This is a genomic window from Streptomyces sp. NPDC037389, from assembly GCF_040636475.1.
Taxonomy (GTDB): domain Bacteria; phylum Actinomycetota; class Actinomycetes; order Streptomycetales; family Streptomycetaceae; genus Streptomyces; species Streptomyces hesseae.
Map to the genome: position 1 here is coordinate 63415 of NZ_JBEZUS010000011.1, position 20729 is coordinate 84143.

Annotated in this window: 22 protein-coding genes; 11 read left to right on the forward strand and 11 right to left on the reverse strand. The window is 72.4% G+C overall.

Features of this window, described 5'->3' with window-relative positions; genetic code table 11:
• Position 1: 1 nt before the first annotated feature.
• Positions 2 to 598, reverse strand: coding sequence for a TetR/AcrR family transcriptional regulator (locus AB0E98_RS24230; RefSeq protein ID WP_361706127.1), 597 nt, complete (start codon positions 596 to 598; stop codon positions 2 to 4).
• A 96-nt stretch (positions 599 to 694) separates the two neighbouring features.
• Here AB0E98_RS24230 and AB0E98_RS24235 point away from each other — a divergent pair, with 96 nt between their 5' ends.
• The 3 genes from AB0E98_RS24235 (at position 695) to AB0E98_RS24245 (ending at position 4534) form a co-directional block, all read left to right on the forward strand.
• Entirely contained in the window at positions 695 to 2248 is a 1554-nt protein-coding gene (locus tag AB0E98_RS24235) for a PH domain-containing protein (protein ID WP_361706128.1), read from the forward strand.
• A gap of 112 nt (positions 2249 to 2360) precedes the next feature.
• Entirely contained in the window at positions 2361 to 4097 is a 1737-nt protein-coding gene (locus AB0E98_RS24240; protein WP_361706130.1) for a sigma-70 family RNA polymerase sigma factor, read from the forward strand.
• A 176-nt stretch (positions 4098 to 4273) separates the two neighbouring features.
• Positions 4274 to 4534: a Prokaryotic metallothionein gene (locus AB0E98_RS24245; protein WP_311611190.1), complete on the forward strand. Its 261-nt coding sequence runs from the start codon at positions 4274 to 4276 to the stop codon at positions 4532 to 4534.
• A gap of 33 nt (positions 4535 to 4567) precedes the next feature.
• Here the strand turns inward: AB0E98_RS24245 and AB0E98_RS24250 are convergent, their stop codons facing one another.
• Positions 4568 to 5185 (reverse strand): TMEM175 family protein, encoded by a 618-nt coding sequence (locus AB0E98_RS24250; protein WP_361706132.1) that lies wholly within the window; start codon positions 5183 to 5185, stop codon positions 4568 to 4570.
• 163 nt (positions 5186 to 5348) lie between these two features.
• Here AB0E98_RS24250 and AB0E98_RS24255 point away from each other — a divergent pair, with 163 nt between their 5' ends.
• Positions 5349 to 5813, forward strand: coding sequence for a hypothetical protein (locus tag AB0E98_RS24255; protein WP_361706135.1), 465 nt, complete (start codon positions 5349 to 5351; stop codon positions 5811 to 5813).
• Complete coding sequence (locus tag AB0E98_RS24260) at positions 5810 to 6118, forward strand: transcriptional regulator (RefSeq protein ID WP_361706137.1); 309 nt, start codon at positions 5810 to 5812, stop codon at positions 6116 to 6118. Before AB0E98_RS24255 ends, AB0E98_RS24260 begins: the two co-directional genes overlap by 4 nt.
• Positions 6119 to 6142: 24 nt before the next feature.
• Here AB0E98_RS24260 and AB0E98_RS24265 read toward each other — a convergent pair whose 3' ends face one another.
• Genes AB0E98_RS24265 through AB0E98_RS24275 form a run of 3 tightly spaced genes read right to left on the reverse strand, consistent with a single transcriptional unit; the run spans position 6143 to position 9559 of the window.
• Positions 6143 to 6898: a succinate dehydrogenase/fumarate reductase iron-sulfur subunit gene (locus tag AB0E98_RS24265; RefSeq protein WP_361706140.1), complete on the reverse strand. Its 756-nt coding sequence runs from the start codon at positions 6896 to 6898 to the stop codon at positions 6143 to 6145.
• The gene (locus AB0E98_RS24270; RefSeq protein WP_361706451.1) at positions 6895 to 8841 is read right to left on the reverse strand and encodes a fumarate reductase/succinate dehydrogenase flavoprotein subunit; all 1947 of its coding nucleotides are present in this window, start codon (positions 8839 to 8841) and stop codon (positions 6895 to 6897) included. Before AB0E98_RS24270 ends, AB0E98_RS24265 begins: the two co-directional genes overlap by 4 nt.
• Positions 8842 to 8851: 10 nt before the next feature.
• On the reverse strand, positions 8852 to 9559 hold the full coding sequence (locus tag AB0E98_RS24275) for a succinate dehydrogenase cytochrome b subunit (protein WP_361706143.1): 708 nt from the start codon (positions 9557 to 9559) through the stop codon (positions 8852 to 8854).
• 87 nt (positions 9560 to 9646) lie between these two features.
• On the opposite strand from AB0E98_RS24275, the gene AB0E98_RS24280 reads away from it, so the two are divergent.
• Entirely contained in the window at positions 9647 to 10540 is an 894-nt protein-coding gene (locus AB0E98_RS24280) for a LysR substrate-binding domain-containing protein (RefSeq protein ID WP_361706145.1), read from the forward strand.
• A gap of 81 nt (positions 10541 to 10621) precedes the next feature.
• On the opposite strand, the gene crcB (AB0E98_RS24285) is transcribed toward AB0E98_RS24280, so the two are convergent.
• From crcB (AB0E98_RS24285) to AB0E98_RS24300, 4 genes are read right to left on the reverse strand one after another with little or no spacing between them, the layout of a single operon-like run.
• Positions 10622 to 10975, reverse strand: a complete 354-nt coding sequence (gene crcB / locus AB0E98_RS24285; RefSeq protein WP_361706147.1) for a fluoride efflux transporter CrcB — start codon at positions 10973 to 10975, stop codon at positions 10622 to 10624.
• Complete coding sequence (locus tag AB0E98_RS24290; RefSeq protein ID WP_361706148.1) at positions 10972 to 11328, reverse strand: DUF190 domain-containing protein; 357 nt, start codon at positions 11326 to 11328, stop codon at positions 10972 to 10974. Before AB0E98_RS24290 ends, crcB (AB0E98_RS24285) begins: the two co-directional genes overlap by 4 nt.
• A complete protein-coding gene (gene crcB, locus AB0E98_RS24295) occupies positions 11325 to 11798 on the reverse strand; it encodes a fluoride efflux transporter CrcB (protein WP_361706150.1) in 474 nt (157 codons plus the stop codon). Before crcB (AB0E98_RS24295) ends, AB0E98_RS24290 begins: the two co-directional genes overlap by 4 nt.
• A 31-nt stretch (positions 11799 to 11829) precedes the next feature.
• Complete coding sequence (locus AB0E98_RS24300; protein ID WP_361706153.1) at positions 11830 to 13086, reverse strand: styrene monooxygenase/indole monooxygenase family protein; 1257 nt, start codon at positions 13084 to 13086, stop codon at positions 11830 to 11832.
• A gap of 263 nt (positions 13087 to 13349) precedes the next feature.
• Here AB0E98_RS24300 and AB0E98_RS24305 point away from each other — a divergent pair, with 263 nt between their 5' ends.
• A complete protein-coding gene (locus AB0E98_RS24305) occupies positions 13350 to 14330 on the forward strand; it encodes a polyprenyl synthetase family protein (protein ID WP_361706154.1) in 981 nt (326 codons plus the stop codon).
• A gap of 70 nt (positions 14331 to 14400) precedes the next feature.
• Here the strand turns inward: AB0E98_RS24305 and AB0E98_RS24310 are convergent, their stop codons facing one another.
• Positions 14401 to 15069, reverse strand: coding sequence for a 4'-phosphopantetheinyl transferase superfamily protein (locus tag AB0E98_RS24310; protein WP_361706157.1), 669 nt, complete (start codon positions 15067 to 15069; stop codon positions 14401 to 14403).
• A 226-nt stretch (positions 15070 to 15295) separates the two neighbouring features.
• Between AB0E98_RS24310 and AB0E98_RS24315 the strand changes: the two genes are divergently transcribed.
• The 4 genes from AB0E98_RS24315 to AB0E98_RS24330 all read left to right on the forward strand — a co-directional run bounded on the left by AB0E98_RS24315 (position 15296) and on the right by AB0E98_RS24330 (position 18688).
• Positions 15296 to 15535 (forward strand): chaplin, encoded by a 240-nt coding sequence (locus AB0E98_RS24315; RefSeq protein ID WP_361706159.1) that lies wholly within the window; start codon positions 15296 to 15298, stop codon positions 15533 to 15535.
• A gap of 156 nt (positions 15536 to 15691) precedes the next feature.
• Positions 15692 to 15991 (forward strand): chaplin, encoded by a 300-nt coding sequence (locus AB0E98_RS24320; RefSeq protein ID WP_361706162.1) that lies wholly within the window; start codon positions 15692 to 15694, stop codon positions 15989 to 15991.
• A gap of 138 nt (positions 15992 to 16129) precedes the next feature.
• The gene (locus tag AB0E98_RS24325) at positions 16130 to 16381 is read left to right on the forward strand and encodes a chaplin (RefSeq protein ID WP_361706164.1); all 252 of its coding nucleotides are present in this window, start codon (positions 16130 to 16132) and stop codon (positions 16379 to 16381) included.
• 171 nt (positions 16382 to 16552) lie between these two features.
• A complete protein-coding gene (locus AB0E98_RS24330; RefSeq protein WP_361706167.1) occupies positions 16553 to 18688 on the forward strand; it encodes an NB-ARC domain-containing protein in 2136 nt (711 codons plus the stop codon).
• A 127-nt stretch (positions 18689 to 18815) separates the two neighbouring features.
• On the opposite strand, the gene AB0E98_RS24335 is transcribed toward AB0E98_RS24330, so the two are convergent.
• Positions 18816 to 20660 carry a hypothetical protein gene (locus tag AB0E98_RS24335; protein WP_361706169.1) on the reverse strand — a complete coding sequence of 615 codons (1845 nt, stop codon included), beginning with the start codon at positions 20658 to 20660 and terminating at the stop codon, positions 18816 to 18818.
• Positions 20661 to 20729: the final 69 nt, after the last annotated feature.

Here is a 20729-nt window from a genome sequence, read left to right on the forward strand (position 1 = left end):
GTCAGCGGAACAGCCGGTCCAGGTGCGCGTCCACCAGCCGCATCGCCTCCTCGCCCGGCACCACGTCGAGCAGGACGTAGCCGCACAGGCCGTCCACGAGGGCGATCAGCAGCATCGCCTCGGTGTCCGGGTCGCGGTCGGGGGCGACGTCGCCCTCCTCCACCGCGCGCCGGATCTGGCCGGCGAAGAACTCCCGCAGCGCCGGGATGCCCTCCTTGGCGTGCCGGCGCAGCCGCTCGTCGTGGACGGCCCGGACGAAGTAGGCGATCTGCACCAGCTGACCGGTGCGGCTCTTGTCGTCGAGCGGCAGCATCTCCGCGAACGTCTCGCGCAGCAGCGTCCGGGGGGAGGGGGTCCCGGCCAGGGACCCGACGCGGGCGCCGATCCGCCGCGCGGCCAGCTCGCTGATGTGGCCGAGGGCGAAGACGAGCATGTCGTCCTTGGTGCGGAAGTAGTGCTGGAGCTGCCCGAGGGAGATGCCCGCCTCCGCCGCCACGTCACGCAGGCTCGCGCCGTCCAGCCCGCGCTCGGACGCGATCCGCCACAGGGCTTCGGCGATGCGGTGGCGGCGTTCGTCGTGGTCGACGCGCTTGGGCACGGGGAGGGACACCTCTCGTTTACAGGTCAGTTGTATTGCGATAGCTTAGCGCCGATGGTTGGCAATACGATTGACTTGGAAAAGGCGGGGAGTGTCGTGTCGAGCGGAGGGGGCCTGAGGCTCAGGGCGCCGCGGCACGGCGTGGATCCCGGCGCGCGCGGCTGGTGGACGGCCCGGGCGCTGCTCACCGTGAGCGGGCCGATGGTGCTGGCCGCCCTCGCGCTGCTCGCCTCGGGCCTCCTCTTCTTTCCTGGCGCTCTCGCATGGCTGGCACCTCTGGTGACGGTGGCGCTGCTGGTACCCGCCGGCGCTTACGCGCTGGTCATGCCGGCGCGGCGGTGCCGGACGCACGGGTGGGAGCTGGGGGAGACGGCGCTCTACGCGGTCTCGGGCTGGTTCGGGCGACGACGCCGGATCGTTCCGCTGGCCTGTGTGGAGTCCGTCGCGCTGCGGCGGGGGCCGCTGCTGCGGCGGTACGGGCTGGCCGTCGTGACCGTCACCACGGGGTCGGCCGCCGGGGCCGTGCGGATCACGGGGGTGTCCGGCCCGGCGGCCCGGCGGCTGACGGCCCGTATCGAGGCGGCCATTGCTCACCGTGAGCCAGCGGTTTCCCGCCCCGAGGAGGGGCGTGGCGCCGGGATCCTCGCTGTCGGAAGTATGCGCTGGCTGCGGTACGCCCCGCTGACGTTCTGGGTCTGGGGAGGGGTGCTCGTGGCGGGCGGCACGGCCTGGCGGGTGCTCAACGCCCTGGGTGTGAAGCCCTGGCGGATCGGGATCTTCCGCCGCCTGTGGGCCGGGTACGGCGCCGGTGCGCCGTGGCTCGCCGCCCTGCTCGGTCTGGCGGTCGTGACCCTGCTGGGCGTGGCGGGGGCGCTGGTGGTCCATGCCGGGACCTGGTGGCGGTACCGGCTGGAGCGCACCCCCTCGGGCGGCCTCGACGTCCGGCGCGGCCTGTTCGCGGCATCGGTCGTCTCCATCGAGGCGGACCGTTTGTGCGGGGTCGCGCTGCGGGAACCGTTGCTGCTGCGCGCGGGCGGTGGGGCGTCCGTACGGGCCGTGGCGGGCGGCCTGGGCGACCGGGAGCGGAACCGCAAGCGGAGCGTCGTACTCCCTCCGGCACCCCGGGCGGAGGCGCTCCGGGTGTGCGCCGAGGTGATCGGGACGGGGGAGGTGATCGGGGCGCTGTGCCCGGCGCCGAGGGTCGCGTTGCGGCGGCGGCTGGTGAGCGCGCTGGGGTGGGGCGTTTTGCCGGTGGCGCTGGTGCTCGCCGGGCTGGGGTGGCTGCTGGATCTGCCGGTGCTGCTGTGGTGCGCGGCGGGGTGGGTGATGGTGGCCTCCCCGGTGGTGTGCGCGCTGGCGTGGGACGCCTACCGGGCGCTGGGGTACGCGGTGCGGGGGCGCCATCTGGTCGTACGGTCCGGGACGTTCGGACGGGAGACGGTGGCCCTCGACCGGAGTTCCGTACAGGGATGGACATTTACTGATACGCCCTTTGCGCTCCGGGCAAATGTGGCCACTCTCACTGTCGCGGTCCCCGCCGGGGAGGACGGATACCGCATACGGGACATCCCGGCGGCCGAGGCGGCGGAGTTCGCGGAATATGTGGCTCCGGGGATCGTTCGTGAGTTCTTGATCCGCACGTCCGACTGAACGTCCTGTCGTACATTCGCACCCGACTTTTTTGTTATCTGCCGACCGGCGCCCGGTCTCCTAGGTGTCGGATCGAGCGCCATTCGTGGCGGGTGCGGAAAGAGGTGCGGGCGTGAAGAGTGTGAGCGTGGCCGTGATCGAGGCGGCGCGTGCCGGGGACACGGCGGCACAGGACGAGCTCGTCGCCATCCACCTGCCACTCGTCTACAACATCGTCGGCCGGGCCCTGAACGGCCACGCGGACGTCGACGACGTGGTTCAGGAGACCATGCTCCGGGTGATCAACGGCCTGGACGGGCTGCGGGACGCCGCGAGCTTCCGCTCCTGGCTCGTCGCCATCACCATGAACCAGATACGCAGCCACTGCCGGGAGGAGCGCCCCGAGGCTCCCGTCAGTGGCCTGCAGGAGGTGGTCGGCGAGGTCCCCGACCCCAAGGCCGACTTCGTCGACCTGACCATCGTCCGGCTGGGGCTGGAGGGCCAGCGCAGGGAGGCCGCCGAGGCCACGCGCTGGCTGGACGAAGGGGAGCAGGAGGTCCTGTCCCTGTGGTGGCTGGAGGCCGCCGGCGAGCTGAAGCGCGCCGAGGTCGTCGCCGCGCTCGGGCTGACCCCGCAGCACACCGCCGTACGGATACAGCGGACGAAGGCGCAGCTGGACGTCGCCCGCGGCGTCGTCCAGGCGCTCGCCGCGTACCCGCGCTGCGAGCGGCTCGGCGAGGTCGTCGCCACGTGGGACGGCGTTCCGTCCGCGCTGTGGCGCAAGCGCGTCGCCCGGCACGTACGCGGCTGCGGCCGCTGCTCGGGCGCCCTGTCGGCGCTGGTCCCGGCCGAGGGCCTGCTGGTCGGCCTCGGGCTGGTGCCGGTCGGCGGCGCCCTGCTGGGCTGGTGGAGCGGCGGCGCCGTGGTGCCGGGCGAGCCCGTGGGATACGCGTCGGCGGCGCACCCGGCCCCCGCGCCGGCCCCCGCGCCCGCCGCCCCGCGAGGCGGCCCGGCGGGCGGCCACCGCGCCGGGGGCCACCGGGGCGGCGGGCACCGTTCCGGTGGACGTTCCGGCGGGCGTTCCAGTGGTCACCGGGCGGACGCCGGGCGGTCGCGTACGGGCCGGAAGGCCGTGATCGGCGCGGGCGCCCTCGCCCTGATCGCCGGCGGTGTGCTGGGCGGCGGGTACCTCATGGAGGACTCGCCCGGTACGACCGTCAAGACGGAGGCCGTGGACTCGTCCGGCGACCTGAAGCAGCTGAACGCCCGGGAGCCCATGCCCATCCGGTCCAGCCCGTCGCACTCCGCCTCGCCGAGTGCCTCGGCGTCCGCGTCCGCGTCGGCTTCGGCGAGCGCTTCGCCGAGCGGCTCGGCGAGCCCGTCGGCGTCGGCCAAGTCCTCCGCGTCCCACACGGACGAAGCCGCCCCCGAGCGCACGGCCGCCCCGGCCCGTACCAGTGCGCCCAAGCCGCCGTCCTCCGGTGGCGACGGTTCCATGGCCGCGCAGGTGGTGGCCCTGGTCAACGCCGAGCGGGCGAAGGTCGGGTGCTCGGCCCTCAGCTCCAACAGCCTCCTGGATGCGGCCGCCCAGGGCCACTCCGACGACATGGCGGCCCGGAACTTCTTCAACCACACCAACCCCGACGGCAAGGGCCCGGGCGACCGCATCACCGCGGCGGGCTACCGCTGGAGCACCTACGGCGAGAACATCGCCTACGGGCAGCAGGACGCGGCGTCGGTCATGGACTCGTGGATGCACAGCGACGGCCACCGCAAGAACATCCTCAACTGCTCCTTCAAGGAGATCGGCATCGGCATCAACAAGGCCCCGGGCGGTCCGCGCTGGACCCAGGTCTTCGGCGCGCGCTGAGTCGCGGCCGGTCGCGCCGAGTCGCGGCCGGTGGGGTGGCGTGCGGCTGTGTGCGCCGTACGGCACCCCACCTTCGGGTGAATGAATCCTTTGTGTTGACGGTGGGGTCCGGTCCCCGCGGGGACCGGCGGGGATCATGCGAGGCGTACCTCCCGTACCGAGACGGAGCGCGCCCCATGGCCAAGTGCGACACCTGCGGCAACGACTACTGGCTGGCCTTCGAGGTCAAGACCATCACCGGCGACACCTACACCTTCGACAGCTTCGAGTGCGCGATCGGCAAGCTCGCGCCCAGCTGTGAACACTGCAAGACCCGCATCATCGGGCACGGCGTCGAGGTCGCGGGGCGCTTCTTCTGCGGCGCGCACTGCGCCCGCGAGGGCGATTCGGGGCTGGGGCAGCAGATCCGCGACACGGTCGGGGCGCACCCGGGGTGACGATCGGGGCGCACCCCGGGTGACGAGGGGGCGTCAGATCCTGGCGCCCAGCCACGGCCAGTAGCGCGGCAGGGCGCGCACCGGCCAGATCAGCACCCACCACCAGACGGCCACGAGAGGGGCGGCCAGGGAGACCAGGAAGGCGGTGAGGGCGATGGCGGCGATCGACGCGTTGTCGAACACCTCCCGGACGACCTGCCGACGGGTGACCTCCGGCCTGCGGAGCGGGCCGGAGGCGCGCAGCCGCAGGGCCATGACGGCCAGCAGCGCGGCCTCAAGGCCGATGGCGCCCGTGTAGATGGCCATGGCCACGGGGGCGCCGCCGTGTTCGCTCAGCAGCCGGGCGGTGAAGGGCAGGAAGGCGATGACGGCCAGCAGGGCGAACTCCAGCCGGACCATGGCGCGGTCGAGGGTGGCCATCAGCCGGAAGAGCTTGTGGTGGCCGAGCCAGATCGCCCCGATGAGCACGAAGCTGACGATGTACGCGAAGACCTTCGGCAGCACATGGCCGAACGCTTGACCCACCTCCGCGTCGGGGAGGCCATCCGGCACGTGGATCTCCAGGGCCAGCAGCGTGATCGCGATGGCGGTCACGGCGTCGGCGAAGGCGAGCATGCGGTCCATCTCGATGACGTACGAGTCGCGGGCCACGGTCGCCAGCGTAGGGCAGATACGGGGACTTGGTGGGGTATCTGCGGAAAACCGCACGATCGGATGATTTGACGACCTCTTCTCATGTTCTCCTCGCGCGACGTTTTCCACAGTGGAAAATCGACTGTTGCCGCTCCGGAAACCATGTGCTTGACTTTCCGTCATGGCAACTGACGAGAACTCGCGGTCGTCCCGGCCGCTCATGCCGTCCCGGGAAGGCGCCGCCGAGGCCCTGGCCCTGGCGGAGCAGGCTCAGGTGGCGGTCGCGTCCATCACTCCCGGCCCGGCGTACGGCGTGAAGCTCTCCCTGGCGCTGGCCGGGGTGTATCTGTCCCATCTCCTGCCCGAGCCCTGGGACCTCGTGGGCTTCGCCCTCATGTACGTGTTCATGCTGGCCGTCATCGTGGCGCAGTTCCGCCACAGCGGTGTCCGGCACCGGGTGCACCCGGGGATGAAGCGCGGCATGCTCGTCGCCGCGGTGTTCGCCTTCGTGGTCTACCTGACCGCGCTGTACCTGGACGACGAGCAGGGCATGCCGTGGATATGGGCACCGGCGGGCCTGCTGGTGGGAGGGGGCATCCTGGTCCACGACAGGCAAACCCGGAAGAAGGGCATAGCAGCGTCGTGACCGCCCCCGAAGACGGCTTCAACGAGACGATCCACGCGCCCAACCGGCTCCGGATCTGCGCCGCGCTCGACGCCGCCGAGGAGATCGAATTCGCGACCGTCCGCGAGACGCTGGGCGTGAGCCCGTCGGTGCTCAGCAAGCATGTGACGGTGCTGACCGACGCGGGGTACGTCGAGCAGCGGAAGGCTGTGCGCGACACCCGGCAGCGCGTCTGGCTGCGTCTGACGAAGGACGGCCGCGCCGCCTACCGCGCCCACCTCGCCGCCCTCCGGGCGATCGTCAACGCCGACCTGGGGGAGGGGTGAGCCGACCCCGAGGGACGGGAGTGCTCAGCGGTGGCGTCCGGCGCCCTTGAGGGTGGCCCGCAGGTACTCGCGGTTCATCGTCGCGATCGACTGGAGGGGGATGCCCTTCGGGCAGGCCGTGGCGCACTCGCCGGTGTTGGTGCAGCCGCCGAAGCCCTGGTCGTCCATGGCGCCCACCATGTCCAGCACCCGGGACTCGCGCTCCGGCGCGCCCTGCGGCAGGACGTTCAGGTGCACCACCTTCGCCGATGTGAAGAGCATCGCCGAGCCGTTGGGACAGGCGGCCACACAGGCGCCGCAGCCGATGCACTCCGCGTGTTCGAAGGCCAGGTCGGCGACCGGCTTGGGCACCGGAGTGGCGTGGGCCTCGGGGGCGGAGCCGGTGGGTACGGAGACATAGCCGCCGGCGCCTATGACCCGGTCGAAGGCCGAGCGGTCGACGACCAGGTCCTTGACGACGGGGAAGGCGGTGGCCCGCCAGGGCTCGATGTCGACGGTGTCGCCGTCGGAGAAGTGCCGCATATGGAGCTGACAGGTGGTGGTGCGCTCCGGGCCGTGGGCCCGGCCGTTGATGACCATGCCACAGGCGCCGCAGATGCCCTCGCGGCAGTCGTGGTCGAAGGCCACGGGCTCGTCCCCGGCGAGGATCAGTTCCTCGTTGAGGTGGTCGAGCATCTCCAGGAAGGACATGTCCTCGCTGATGCCGCCGACCTCGTAGGTGGTCATGGCCCCGGCGTCCTCGGGGGAGCGCTGGCGCCAGATGCGAAGGGTGAGGTTCACGCGTAACTCCGCTGAGTGGGGTGGACGTATTCGAAGAGAAGCTCTTCCTTGTGGAGCACGGGCGGGGTGCCCGTGCCCGTGAACTCCCAGGCCGCCGCGTAGGAGAACTCCTCGTCCTCGCGGGCCGCCTCGCCGTCGGCCGTCTGGCTCTCCTCGCGGAAGTGGCCGCCGCAGGACTCCGTGCGATGGAGGGCGTCGAGGCACATCAGCTCGGCGAGCTCCAGGTAGTCGACGATCCGGTTGGCCTTCTCCAGCGACTGGTTGAGCTCCTCGCCCGTCCCCGGCACCTTGATCCGGCGCCAGAACTCCTCGCGGAGCGCCGGGATACGGTCCAGGGCCTTGCGCAGGCCGCTGTCGGTGCGGGCCATGCCGCACTCGTCCCACAGCAGTTCGCCCAGCTCGCGGTGGAAGGACTCAGGGGTGCGGTCGCCGTCGTTGGCGAGCAGCCGGCGCAGCCGGGCGGTCACGCCGTCGACCGCCTCCACGACCGCCGGGTGGTCCGGCGGCACCTCGTCGTGGGGGTGGCGGGCCAGATAGTCGTTGATGGTGGAAGGGAGGACGAAATAGCCGTCGGCCAGGCCCTGCATCAGGGCGGAGGCACCCAGCCGGTTGGCGCCGTGGTCGGAGAAGTTGGCCTCGCCGATGGCGAAGAGGCCGGGCACGGTGGTCTGGAGGTCGTAGTCCACCCACAGGCCGCCCATCGTGTAGTGGATGGCCGGGTAGATCCGCATGGGGACCTCGTACGGGTTCTCCGCCGTGATCCGCTCGTACATCTCGAAGAGGTTGCCGTACTTCGTCTCGACGGCCTCGCGGCCCATCCGCGCGATGGCGTCGGCGAAGTCGAGGTAGACGCCCTGGCCGCCCGGGCCGACCCCGCGTCCCTCGTCGCAGACGTTCTTCGCGGCGCGGGAGGCGATGTCGCGGGGGACGAGATTGCCGAAGGAGGGATAGATCCGCTCCAGGTAGTAGTCGCGTTCGCCCTCGGGGATCTCGGCCGGCGGGCGTGTGTCGCCCTTCGCCTTGGGCACCCAGATGCGGCCGTCGTTGCGCAGCGACTCGCTCATCAGCGTCAGCTTCGACTGGTGGTCGCCGGAGCGCGGGATGCAGGTCGGGTGGATCTGGGTGAAACAGGGGTTGGCGAAGTACGCGCCGCGCCGGTGGGCACGCCAGACGGCGGTGGCGTTGGAGTTCTTGGCGTTGGTGGAGAGATGGAAGACATTGCCGTAGCCGCCGCTGGCGAGGACCACCGCGTCGGCGAAGTGGGTGCTGATCCGGCCGGTGATCAGGTCGCGGGCGACGATGCCGCGCGCCCGGCCGTCGACGACGATCAGGTCGAGCATCTCGGTGCGGGCGTGCATCTCGATGTTGCCCGCGGCGATCTGGCGGCTGAGCGCCTGGTACGCGCCGAGGAGCAGTTGCTGGCCCGTCTGGCCGCGGGCGTAGAAGGTGCGGGAGACCTGGACGCCGCCGAAGGAGCGGGTGTCCAGCAGCCCTCCGTACTCGCGGGCGAAGGGGACGCCCTGGGCCACGCACTGGTCGATGATCTCGACGGAGACCTGGGCGAGCCGGTGGACATTGGACTCACGGGCGCGGAAGTCGCCACCCTTGACGGTGTCGTAGAAGAGACGGTGGATGGAGTCGCCGTCGTTGCGGTAGTTCTTGGCGGCGTTGATGCCGCCCTGGGCGGCGATGGAGTGGGCGCGGCGCGGGGAGTCCTGGTAGCAGAACTGCACGACGCGATAGCCCTGTTCGGCGAGGGTGGCGCCCGCCGCGCCGCCCGCCAGGCCGGTGCCGACGACGATGACGGTCAGCTTGCGGCGGTTGGCCGGGTTCACCAGCTTCGCCGTGAAGCGGCGGCGGTCCCAGCGCTCGGCGACGGGCCCGTCCGGGGCCGCGGTGTCGGCCAGCGGCGCGCCGGTGGCATAGGGGAGGTACTCGCTCATCTCGCTCATCTCAGCTCACGACTCCTGTCAGAACACCGACGGGCACGGCGATGAAGCCGCAGGTCAGCAGGGCGGCCAGGCCGTTGGCGAGGGCCTTGAGCAGCCGGTCGCGGCGGGCCGATCCCACGCCCAGCGTCTGGGCCGCACTCCAGAAGCCGTGCCGGATATGCAGCCCGAGGGCCAGCATCGCGATGATGTAGAAGGCGGAGACGTACCACCGGTCGAAGGAGGCGACGAGGTTCTCGTACTGCCTGCCCTCCTGGGCATTGGGGTTCACGGTGAGGGTGGTGAGGTCGAGGATGTGCCAGACGATGAACAGGCCGAGGATCACCCCGCCCCAGCGCATGGTCCGGGTCGCGTAACTCGCGCGCCGCCGCCCGCGTCCCTGATACTTCACCGGGCGCGCCGCGAGGTCCCGGCGGCTGAGCTGGTACGCGGCCACGCCGTGGAGGACGACCGCGACGCTCAGCGTCACCCGGGCCAGCCACAGGAACCACTCATGGTGCAGGAACGGTTCGCCGATGGTGCGGATCCAGGCCGCGTAGTGGTTGAACTCCCCTGCCCCGAAGAAGACCTTGAGATTGCCCAGCATATGGGCGACCAGATACGCCAGCATGATCACGCCGGTGACCGCCATGACCGCCTTCTTGCCGACGGTCGAGCGCCACACGGAGCCGATGAGGGACGGAGGTTTGGCCGTCCGGGTCGCCAGTGCCATGCCGTCGACGCTAGGTCGAGGGCCTTTGATGCGTCCAAGACATGATGAGGCTCGTTTCCATAGGCTCCTCCTATCTATGGTGGTGGGGTGCAACTTCAGCAGCTCCGCTACTTCGCCACGGTCGCCGAGGTCCGGCACTTCACCCGGGCCGCCGAGGCCCTCCACGTCGCCCAGCCCTCGCTGTCCCAGCAGATCAGGGCACTGGAACGGGAGCTGGGCGCCGAGCTCTTCCATCGCGCGCGGGGCAATATCGCCCTGACCGACGCCGGTGAGGCCCTCCTGCCGCTCGCCCGCCGCATCCTCGCCGACACCGAGACCGCCCACCGCGAGGTGCAGGAAGTGGCCCAGCTGCGGCGCGGCCGGGTCCGGCTCGGCGCACCGCCGAGCCTGTGCGCGAGCCTGGTGCCGGACGTGCTGCGCACGTACCACGCCCGGTTCCCCGGCATCGAACTGCACGTCGACGAGGGCGGGTCACGGGATCTGGTGCGCCGCCTGGCCGACGGCGGGCTCGACCTGGCCCTGATCATCACCCCGCTCGGCGTGGGCGCCCCCGCGCTGGAGACACAGGAGCTGCTGCGGGAGGACCTGGTGGTGGTGTCGGCGCCGGACGGGCCCGCGCCCACGCGCCGGAGCCGGATCCGGGTGGGGGAGCTGCGGGACCTGCCGATGGTGATGTTCCGCAGTGGCTACGACCTGCGCGAGATCACCATCGCCGCCTGCCGGGCCGAGGGCTTCGAGCCGTCCTTCACCGTCGAGGGCGGTGAGATGGACGCCGTACTCGGCTTCGTCCGGGCCGGGCTGGGCCTGGCCGTCGTCCCCGGCATGGTCGCCGCCCGCTCCGGACTGCGGGTCACGCCCTTCGAGGGCGACCGGATGCGGCGGACTGTGGCCGTCGCCCACCGCAAGGACGCTCCGCCGCCGCGCGCGGCCCGCGAACTGCGCAGGGTGCTACTGGAGCACCTCGGGGTGGACGAGCGCTGAGCGCGCTCCGCTGGAAGCCGGGACGTGCGGCCGGGTCACCTGCGGGCCGGTGGGGGCTGGTCGCGCAGTTCCCCGCGCCCCTTACAGGGCTCTCCCCAGCGCCACCCCCGCGAACGCCGCGCCCAGTCCGCACGCCACGCTCGCGGCCACGTTGAGCACCGCGTACCCCCGTGCCCCGTCCTCGGCCAGCCGCAGGGTCTCGTAGGAGAACGTGGAGTACGTCGTCAGCGCGCCGCACAGGCCCGTGCCCAGCAGCAGCCGTGTCGGCTCGTCCACCGCGCCCGTCAGTACGCCCAGCACCAGACAGCCCACGACGTTCACCGTGAACGTCCCCCAGGGGAACACCGAGTCGTGCCGGGCCTGGACGAAGCGGTCCGTGAGATAACGCAGCGGAGCGCCCACCATGGCGCCGCCCACCACGAGGAGCCAGTTCACCCGCGCGGCTCCGCCCCACCGGCCGCGTCCCCGGGGCGCACGATCTCCACCGGCTCCAGGGTGACCAGGCCGGCGCCGGTCAGCTCCGCCAGCTCGGGGACGAACGCCCGTACCCGCTCCTCCGCGTCCACGATCACCACCGCCACCGGCAGGTCCTCGCTCAGGGACAGCAGCCGGGCGGTGTGGACGCGGGAGGAGGCGCCGAAGCCCTCGATGCCCCGGAACACGCTCGCGCCGGCCAGCCCGGCGGCGTGCGCCCGGTGGACGATCTCGGAGTACAGGGGCCTGTGGCCGAAGGTGTCGGACTCGCCCACATAGGCCGTCAGTCGTAGTGCTCCGCCCGGGAGACTCATCGTGCCCTCCTCCCGCCGGCCAGCCGGCGCGTCGCCTTCGCCGCCGCCCACACCGAGGCCAGCGCGATCAGTGGCGTGGCCACCAGATAGGCGAGCCCCTCGGCCGTCCTGCCGTCCGTGACCAGCCGCTGCACGTCCACCGCGTAGGTGGAGAACGTCGTGAAACCGCCCAGCACGCCCGTGCCCAGGAAGGGCCGGGCCAGCCGGTGCGGGGTGCCGAGCTCGGCGATCGTCACCAGCAGCACCCCGATCAGGGCACAGCCGACCGCGTTGATCAGCAGCGTCGTCCAGGGGAAGGCAGCCGGCGCGGTCGGCCACACCAGCCCCGCGGCGTACCGGGCCACGGCCCCGAGGCCACCGCCGAGCGACACCGCGACGACGACCGGTCCCTGGCCGGCGGAGGCGCGGCGCGGCGCGCGTGTCCCGCTTCCCGCCACCGTCTCCGGTGGTGCCGCGCCCGTGGTGCCCATCCGGTCAGGCTAGCTCACGGGCTGTGCCGGCTCACGGCTGTGCCGCGGACCGGCCCGCGACCGCCGCCAGGCATGCCTCCGCCCGGTCGGCGTCCATCAGCCACTCCTGATAGTCGGCCGGGTCGGCGAAGCCGTTGACGTAGCGGTGGGCCAGCGCCGGGTGCCGGGCGGCCGCCGTCAGCACGTCCTCGAAGTGCCGGGGGCGGGCCGCGTCCAGTACCAGGTTGGTGAACGCCGTGGTGTGCCGGGCGTGCTCCCACCAGGTGGCGAACGTCTCGTGCATCCACGCCCGGTCGAAGGGCCGCTCGCCCCGCTCCACGATCGACGTCAGATACCGGTCCGCGCAGCGTGCCGCGTTGTTGGAGCCCTGCCCGGTGATCGGGTCGTTGAGGACCACCGCGTCGGCCATGCCCAGGACGTACGAGCCCGGGGCGACCTCCGCGACCGGGTGGCGCACCACGGGCGTGAGGCTCCCGGTGAGGGCCGCCCCCGGATCGGTCGGCTCGGCGTGCGCACACAGCTCGTACTCCCACGGCGCGTACGACCGCAGCAGCTGCCAGGTGCGCTCCAGCGCCGCACCCGGTCCGGAAACGTTTTGCCAGCAGTCGAACGGACCGCCCGGGTGCCCCTCCCACAGCAGGATCACGCACGGACCCGAGCCGGTGAGCGCGGGCAGTACGAAGAACTCCCCGGCCCCCGGGAACGCCGACATCCGCAGGAACGACGGCGGAAGCTCCGGATCCGGCCGCACCCCGTGGACGTACACACAGGCCAGGACGCGCTGCGGCCGCTCGTACGGGCTGTGCCGCTCGTCCCGCCCGAAGACCTCCCCCAACGGGCCGTGCCCCGTGGCCAGCAGGGTCAGATCGTGCCCGGCGGCCAGGGCCGGCAGCTCCTCGGCGGCGACCGGCCGGTACTCCACCCGCCCCCCGCGCTCCTCGAACAACTCCAGCCACCGCGCCGTCTTCACCCGCTGGTCGACGGACTGGGCGGGCACGTCCAGCCGGGACCCCACGGCCCGCTCCGGCACCCGGACGCCCGGAGGATCGACGGGGCTGATGACCACGCCGTCGATCGCCGGGGTCTGCTGGTCCCACAGATTCAGCCCCGCCCGCCGCTCCACGGCGAGCGCCGGACCGTACATCAGCTGGGTGGACAGCACCCGCCCGGCCCGGACCTCCTGGGGTGTCCGGGCCGCGATCACGGTCACGTCGTACCCCTGCTCCCGTAGACCGAGGGCCAGCTGCAAGCCCGCCTGGCCCGCGCCGACAATCGCGATCCTGCGCATGGTTGCCTCCGAAAAAGCCGGATTACCGTGGCCCGCCCCCGATGTAACAGGCCTCGGCGCGCCCTGTACAGACGGCACGCGAGGGCCGCGCCGACCGTCACCCGGTGTGCGACGGGCTCGCTGGTTGGCAGGAAACCGGCGCTTCCGCCGTGCCGGGCTGGGCAGTCTTCCGACCGGTCACCCTCCGCCACGACAGAGCGGAGCCGCCGCTCGTCAGGGGCGGTCGAAGGCCGCGACCGGTCCAGGGAGGCAGAGGCACCACCATGACGAAACGACCCCATTCACCGCCGCGCCCCGTGCCGCCCGGCTCGGTGCCGCCGCAGCTCCAGCGCGCGAAGATGCTCGACCGCGTCGAGGAACGGCTGCGCGGCCTGTTCGAGGAGGAGCACCGGCGACGGCGCACCTCCGACGCCCGAGGCGCCGAGCTCATCGAGTCCCTCGCCGAGCTGCTGGCCGCCGGCGGGGACCGGGCCCGGCCGGTCATCTTCCTCACCGGCTACCTCGCGGCCGGCGGCGACCCCGTGGACCGGACCGCCGACATCGCCGTCGACACCGCCGTCGCCCTCGAACTCCTCGACACCTGCACCCTCATCCGCGGCGACGTCCGCGACGACGCGACCCTGCGCCGGGGCATCCCCACCCTGCACATCGGCCGGGCCGCCGAACACGAGCGCAACGGCTGGGCGGGCGAGTCCCGGCGCTTCGGCGAGTCCACGGCGACCCTCGCCGGCGATCTCGCCCTCGCCCACGCCGACCGGCTGGCGCTGGCGCTGCCCGGCGAGGTCCGGCGGATCTGGGACGAGCTGCGCGTGGAGCGGGTCATGGGCTCGTACGCGCGGGAGGCCATGGCCGCCGAATACCTTGAGGACCCCTGGCCGGGGCGCTGCGTCTCCGGCTGCGACCGCGGCTGCACGGCGGGCTGGTACGCCCTGCGGCACCCGCTGCGCCTGGGCGCGGCGCTCGCCGGCCGGGCGGAGCTGGGGCTCTCGTACGACGCGTACGCGCGCCCGCTGCACGCCGCGTGGCGGTTACGGGGATTCCTCGACGGCGGCCCGGAGTACGGGTGGGACGCCCGGCTGCTGCGGGAGATCCTCCTCGACCCGGAGGAGCGGGACGTCGCCGAGCAGATGATCGAGGAGCTCGTCGACCACGCGTGCCGGAGCGCGGCGGGCCTGTCACTGGCCACGGGCTGGCACGAGGAACTGGCGTCCTTCGCGGCCAGGGTGGCGGCACAGGACGAGTGACCGGTGCCCCGCGCCTCCGGCGCGGGGCTTCACCCGCTCGCCCACCCGCTCGCCCACCCGCCCGATCCGGCTACGCGTCCACCGAGATGGCCGTCACGACCAACCCGTCCCGCACGAGCCACCGCCCCTCGAACCCCGACAACCGCCCCCCGGTGGCCGCCCGGAGCGGCTCCGGAGTCAGAATCGTCGCCCTGAAGGTCTTTGCGTCCGCATCGACCTCGAGAATCGCGTCCTGAAAGTCCAGCCACTGCTTCGTCAGCGGAAACCAGGCCTTGTAGACGCTTTCCTTGGCGCTGAACACCAGCCGGTCCCAGCACACCTCGGGCCGTTCCGCGGCGAGCCGGGTCAGCCAGCCCCGTTCCTCGGGGCGCGTCACCAGTTCCCGTACTCCGCCGTTGGGCAGGGGCTCATGGGGTTCCGCGTCCAGTCCGATCGTCAGAATGTCGGCGGCGTGGGCCACCGCCGCCGCGCGGTAGCCCGCGCAGTGCGTCATGCTGCCGATCACACCGGAGGGCCACTGGGGCGCGCCACGCTGCCCGGGCACGAGGGCGACGGGCCCGATGCCCAGCCGGCCCAGGGCCGTACGGGCGCAGTTCCGCACCGTGGTGAATTCCCGGCGCCGTTTCTCCACGGCCTTGGCGACCAGCGCCTCCTCCTCGGGGAAGAGCGCGGGCGCGTCGGCCGGATCGGCGAATGCCTCGGCCGTCTCGATCGGTAAAGGAAGCAGGGTCCCAATCATTCTCGCGCGTCATTCCTCTGGTCGAAGCGGCCGGAGTGTCTGTACGAAAGGAACCCTGCCAGCTCGGCATCCCATGGGGAAACCCCCATTTCTGTTGATCGGCCCACACCCGGGATCACCCGGACGCTTCATCGACGAAACCTTTGCGACCTCCAAACGTTGATCCGGGCTCCCGGCCGTCACCGACCGGGTGCTCGTTCGTACGACCAAGCAAAGGTGTCTCCTCATGTCACGTATCGCCAGGGCAGCAGTCGTCACCGCCGCCGTGGGCGCCACGCTCGCCGGCTTCGCCGGCGGCGCTGTCGCCGACTCCGGAGCCAAGGGCGCAGCTGTCGGTTCCCCGGGTGTCGTCTCGGGCAACGTCATCCAGGTCCCGATCCAGATCCCGATCAACCTCTGCGGCAACTCCATCGACATCGTCGGCCTGCTCAACGCGGCATCGGGCAACGTCTGCGTCAACGAGTGACGGCTGCCCGGCGCGGCTGACCGTGGCTCCGGGACCCTCCCCGGCCCGGAGCCACTGGGGTGTTGGAGGCGCTTGGCCTTCAGGCGCCGATCCGGTCTCCCGGCCGAAGGGGCCGGGGGGCCGTCCTGTACGACCGAACAAAGGTGTTCTCTCCCCATGTCACGAATCCTCAAGGTCGCGGTACTGACCGCCGCTGTGGGCGCCACGCTCGTCGGCTTCTCCGGCGGGGCTGTCGCCGACTCCGGAGCCTTCGGTGCGGCGGCCGGTTCCCCGGGTGTCGTCTCGGGCAACGTCATCCAGGTCCCGATCCAGATCCCGATCAACCTCTGCGGCAACTCCATCGACATCGTCGGCCTGCTGAACCCGACGTTCGGCAACACGTGCATCAACGCTGACGCGAAGAGTCACGGCAGCTACTACGAGGAGCGCCACGAGCACCACCACCGCGGGGACTGATTCCGGGCTCCGGGGCGCTCTCCGTCCCGGAGCCACCGGGGTGTTGCACGGCGACTGACCTCAGGCGCCGAATCCGGTCTCCCGGCCGTACAGGCCGGGAGACCGTCCTGTACGACTGAACGAAGGTGTTCTCTCCCCATGTCACGCATCGTCAAGGCCGCGGCGCTGACCGCCGCGGCGGGTGCCACGCTCGCCGGCTTCTCCGGAGCCGCCACCGCCGACTCCGGAACCGAGGGCGCGGCCGCCGGTTCCCCGGGTGTCGTCTCGGGCAACGTCATCCAGGTCCCGATCGAGATCCCGATCAACCTCTGCGGCAACCCCATCAACGTCGTCGGCCTGGTGAACCCGGCGTCCGGCAGCACGTGCGTCGGCGGGGACGTCGGGCGCTAGGGCACTTCGGTGACCCGCCGCTCCGGGGCGCTCGCCGCCCCGTGGCCGTCGTCGTACGCCTGGCGCCCCCGGTCGACGGCCGGGGGCGCCAGGTACGTTTCCCACCTGCGCCCAAAAGGCGTTCGAACGTAGGATCTTGCCCCACGACCGCGGCGGTCCAGGGGGGAACGCATGGGCGAACGCATGGGCGACGACATCCGGAACGTCATCGAGGGCGGGACGTACCACGGCCCGGTGTTACAGGGGCGGGAGGTGCAATACCACCATCACCACCACGCCGCCGTGAAGACACGGGCGCCCCGTCAGCTGGCCCCCGAACCGGACGTGTTCGTCGACCGCCACCCTGTCTTCGCCGAGCTCGAACGCGCCGCCGCCGAGCGGACCGTCCGCAGCACACCCCTGATCGTGACCCTGACCGGCCTCGGCGGCATGGGGAAGACGGCCACCGCCCTGCGCTGGCTGCACCGCCTGCGACGCCACTTCCCCGGCGGCCAGCTCCAGGCGGACATGAGCCCGCACGGCCCCCTCGCGCCGCTCGACCCCCACTCCGTGCTCCAGGGCTTCGTCCAGGAACTGGGGACGCGGGCGGACGAGAGACCCGCCGGGCAGGCCGCGCTGGAGGCCCACTACCGCTCGCTGACGGCGCGCAGGCCGCTGCTGGTCCTGCTGGACGACGTGGTGAACGCCGGCCAGGTGCGGCCGCTGCTGCCCGCGCACCCGGGCAGCGTGGTCGTCGTCACCAGCCGTATGCCGCTGACCGCGTTGAAGGTCCGCCACCCGAGCATGCTCGGCCTGACGCTGGGCAGCCTCGACAGGGAGGCCAGCGCCGAGCTGTTCCGCGCCGTGGCCGGTGAGGACGCCGTCCCGGACGTGACCGCCCTGGAGAGCGTGCTCGCCGCCTGCGGTGGCTATCCGCTCGCCGTACGGATCGCGGCGGCCCGCGCGGGCGAGCTGTACGGGCTCGGCGAGGACCCCGCCGAACTGGCCCGCGAACTCGGCGATCACCGGACCCGCCTGGAGGCGCTCGCAGTGGACGACCTCTCCGTCCCCCAGGTGCTGGAAGCCGTCCACCTGTCCCTGGCCGACGGCCCGGCCGCGCTCTACCGGGCGCTCGGCGCGCACCCGACGCCGGAGTTCTCCCGCGACCTGGTGCGCCGGCTGGCCGGGAACGACACCGACGCGCGCACGCTCCTGCGGGAACGGGTCCTGGAGCCTGCCGGGGAGGGCCGGGTGCGCATGCACCGGCTCGTCCACGACCACGCGCGGTCCGCGGGCACGGCGGCGGACGAACCGGCGGTGGACCGTCTGCTGGAGTGGTACCTGCGCCGGGCGGCGGCCGTGGAGAGGTCGGTCTCCGACCGCTGGCGGTACGGCCCGGTGTTCGCCGAGCCCGAGCCCGAGCCCGAGGCCGACTCCGGGGTCGACTCCGGGGTCGATTCCCGCTTCGCGGACGCCGGCGAGGCCCTGGACGCCTTCGAACCCGACCGCGCCAACGCGGTGGCGGCGGCGAGACTGGCCCACGACCTGGGACGGTACGCCACGGCGTGGCAACTGGCCGAGGCGCTGCGCGGGTTCTTCTTCCGGCGCAAGTACCACCAGGACTGGATCGAGGTGTGCGAGCTGGGCCTGAAGGCCGCCGGGGCGTGCGGGGACGACCTGGCACTGGCCCGTACGCACTACGAGCTGGCCTTCGCCCACGCCGACCGGGGCGATGCGACCGATGCCGGGACCGCCGGCCGTCACTACCGGGAAGCGCTGCGGCTGGCGTCCGCCGCCGGGCACGCCCGCACGGAGTCCTCGGCCCTGGAGGGCCTGGGCCTGCTCGCGCTCCGCGAGGGCGCCGCGGAGGAGGCGGCGGAGCACTTCCGGCAGGCGTTCCGGGCGCTGGACGGCCTCGACCACCCGCGCGGCCGGGCGCTCCTCACCTTCCACCTGGGCCGCGCCCACGCCGCCGGGCGCCGCCACCAGGAGGCGGCCGAACTGCTGCTGCGCGCCCGCCGGATGTTCGCGGAACTCCCGGGCCGCCCCGACCGCTTCAACGAGGCCAAGTCCCTCTGGCACCACGCGAGGGCCCGCCTCCGGGCCGACCGCCCGGACGAGGCCCTGCCCGGCCTGGACGAGGCCATCACCCTGATCACAGGCTGCGGCGCCCCCAAGGAGCACGCCGACATACTCCTGGACAGAGGCGATCTCCTGGCGACGCGGGGCGGTCGAGCGGAGGCGGAAGCGGACTGGCAGGCGGCACTGACCCTGTACGAACAGGCGGGCAGCGCACTGGCGGCGAAGGCAAGGGAACGACTGGCGTAACCCGTTTGTGGGCAATCGTTCCGCAAGGCTGGGGGAGGGTGGGCGCAAACCGACCCACCGGCAGGCGCCGGAACGGGGTTCCGGGGGGAGCCCCGGGAAACGGGAAGGGGCGGGACTGGGGCAAGACTCACCCCACCACCCGCAGCACCCCCTCCCCACCCCCCACACGCACCGGAACCACACGCGACTCCGCCCCGGCAACCGCCACCGCGTAAAACGCCGAAGCCGCCACCCCCAGATCCATCGCGCTCCCCTCCCACCGCCCGCTCAACATCCCCCCGTCCCGCGTGACCGCGACGCAACCCGCCGCGCCGTCGCGGTCCGGAAACGCCACCAGCCAGCAGCCCCCGTGCCCGGCGAACACACGCTCCGCCGCCGCGCGGTACGTCTCGCGCGGCCCCGGCGCCCTGGCCAGGACGACATCAGCCGCACCGGCCCAGCGGCCGTCCGGCTCGCCCTCCGCCACCACCAGGTGGGGATCGGCCAGATGCCCCGTAACCGCCCCCTGAAGCGCGGCGACGTAGCGGCGCAGCACCATCGCCCCGTCCGGCCCGTTCCGGAGGCCGACGTCGACGAACATGGGCGGCGGCACCGGCCCGTACCGCTCCGCCGGGAGCGGCAACGGCAGGGCGACGGGCCGGGGGACGGCGGGCGACTCCGGCTCGTCGAGCTCCATGCGCTCGTAGTAGAGGCGGCGCAGCAGCCCGGCCGCCCGCATGGGGCGGGAGGTGACGAGGTCGCCGATCGCGGCGAGCCGCTCGTCGCCGGCCCGGGCGGCGGCCGCGCGGCGCAGCTGGAGCCCGAGCGGTACGTCCGGCGCCACGCGCGGCAGCGCCGCGCCCAGCCGGGACATGGGCGAACCGGCCGCCACCACCTCGTCGCCGAAGGCGCCCAGCAGGCCGGGCACACCGAGCGCGGCGGCGTAGAGGGTCAGTGATCCGTGGTCGCCGACGAAGGCGTCGGCCGCGACCAGCGCCGCCTTCCAGGTGTCGGTCTCGGGTGCGGGCAGGAGGAGCCCGGACCGCAGATACGGCGCCAGCCAGGCGCGGAGCTGCCAACCGCCGTGGCCGTACCAGACGTTGGGGTGGACGGCCGCGAGGACGCGGTACTCGTCGTGCGGCAGCTCGGCCAGGGCCCGGCGGACGAGGTCCATGTTCGCGCCGAGGAGGGAGTGCGGCCCCCAGGTGGAGGTGAGGACGAGCAGCTTCCGGCCGGGCGTCAGGCCGAGGGCGGCGCGGTACTCCGCGCGGAAGGGGAGGCCGGCGCGGAGGTCGTCCATGCACGGGTCGCCGGCGACGACGGAGAGGGGTACGGCCTCGGGGCAGCCGCGGCGGAGGCGGTCACGCTGCTCGTCGTGGGAGAGGACGATCGCGGAGGGGATCAGCTTCCCGTCATGGGTGAGCCATTCCGCATCCAGCCCGAACGCTTCCGGCTTCCGGCTTCCGGCTTCCGGCTTCCGGCTTCCGGCTTCCGGCTCCCGGCTCCCGGCTCCCGGCTCCCGGCTCCCGGCTCCCGGCTCCCGGCTCAAGTGTTTATTGTATCCAGCGCCGTGCGGCGCACCCACAAGTGGTGCGTTGATCTTGTGGAGTTCGCCGCCCCGGCTACTGCTCACCGCGAGGTCGAATTTCTCCCGCTTCGCTTCCTCCCAGGATATCCAAGGGAGTTGCCGCGCGGCTATGAATTCCCGCGTCCCGTTCTCGAACGCCGAAGAACCGGTGCAGGTGAACACCACATGCACCCGGCTGTCGCCCTCGAACGGCGCGAGCAGGTCCAACAGCCGTGTCGCGGAGGTGATGTTGTGGATGACGCCCAGCACCGTGCGCTCCGGCGCGGCGGTGGCCCATCGCCCCGCGTCGTCCCGCAGCAGGATGTGCGACGGTCGCGACGACCCCGCGTACGGCATCGGAAGTCTCCTGTCGATCAGGTTGTCGATCGGGCGGTCGATCAGGCGCGCGCAGGGCGCGCTCGGCATCCGGCCGACGATACCTCGCTCCCGGGCGCCGGTTCCGCAGCGCAGTACGATCATTACTTTGCGTATATA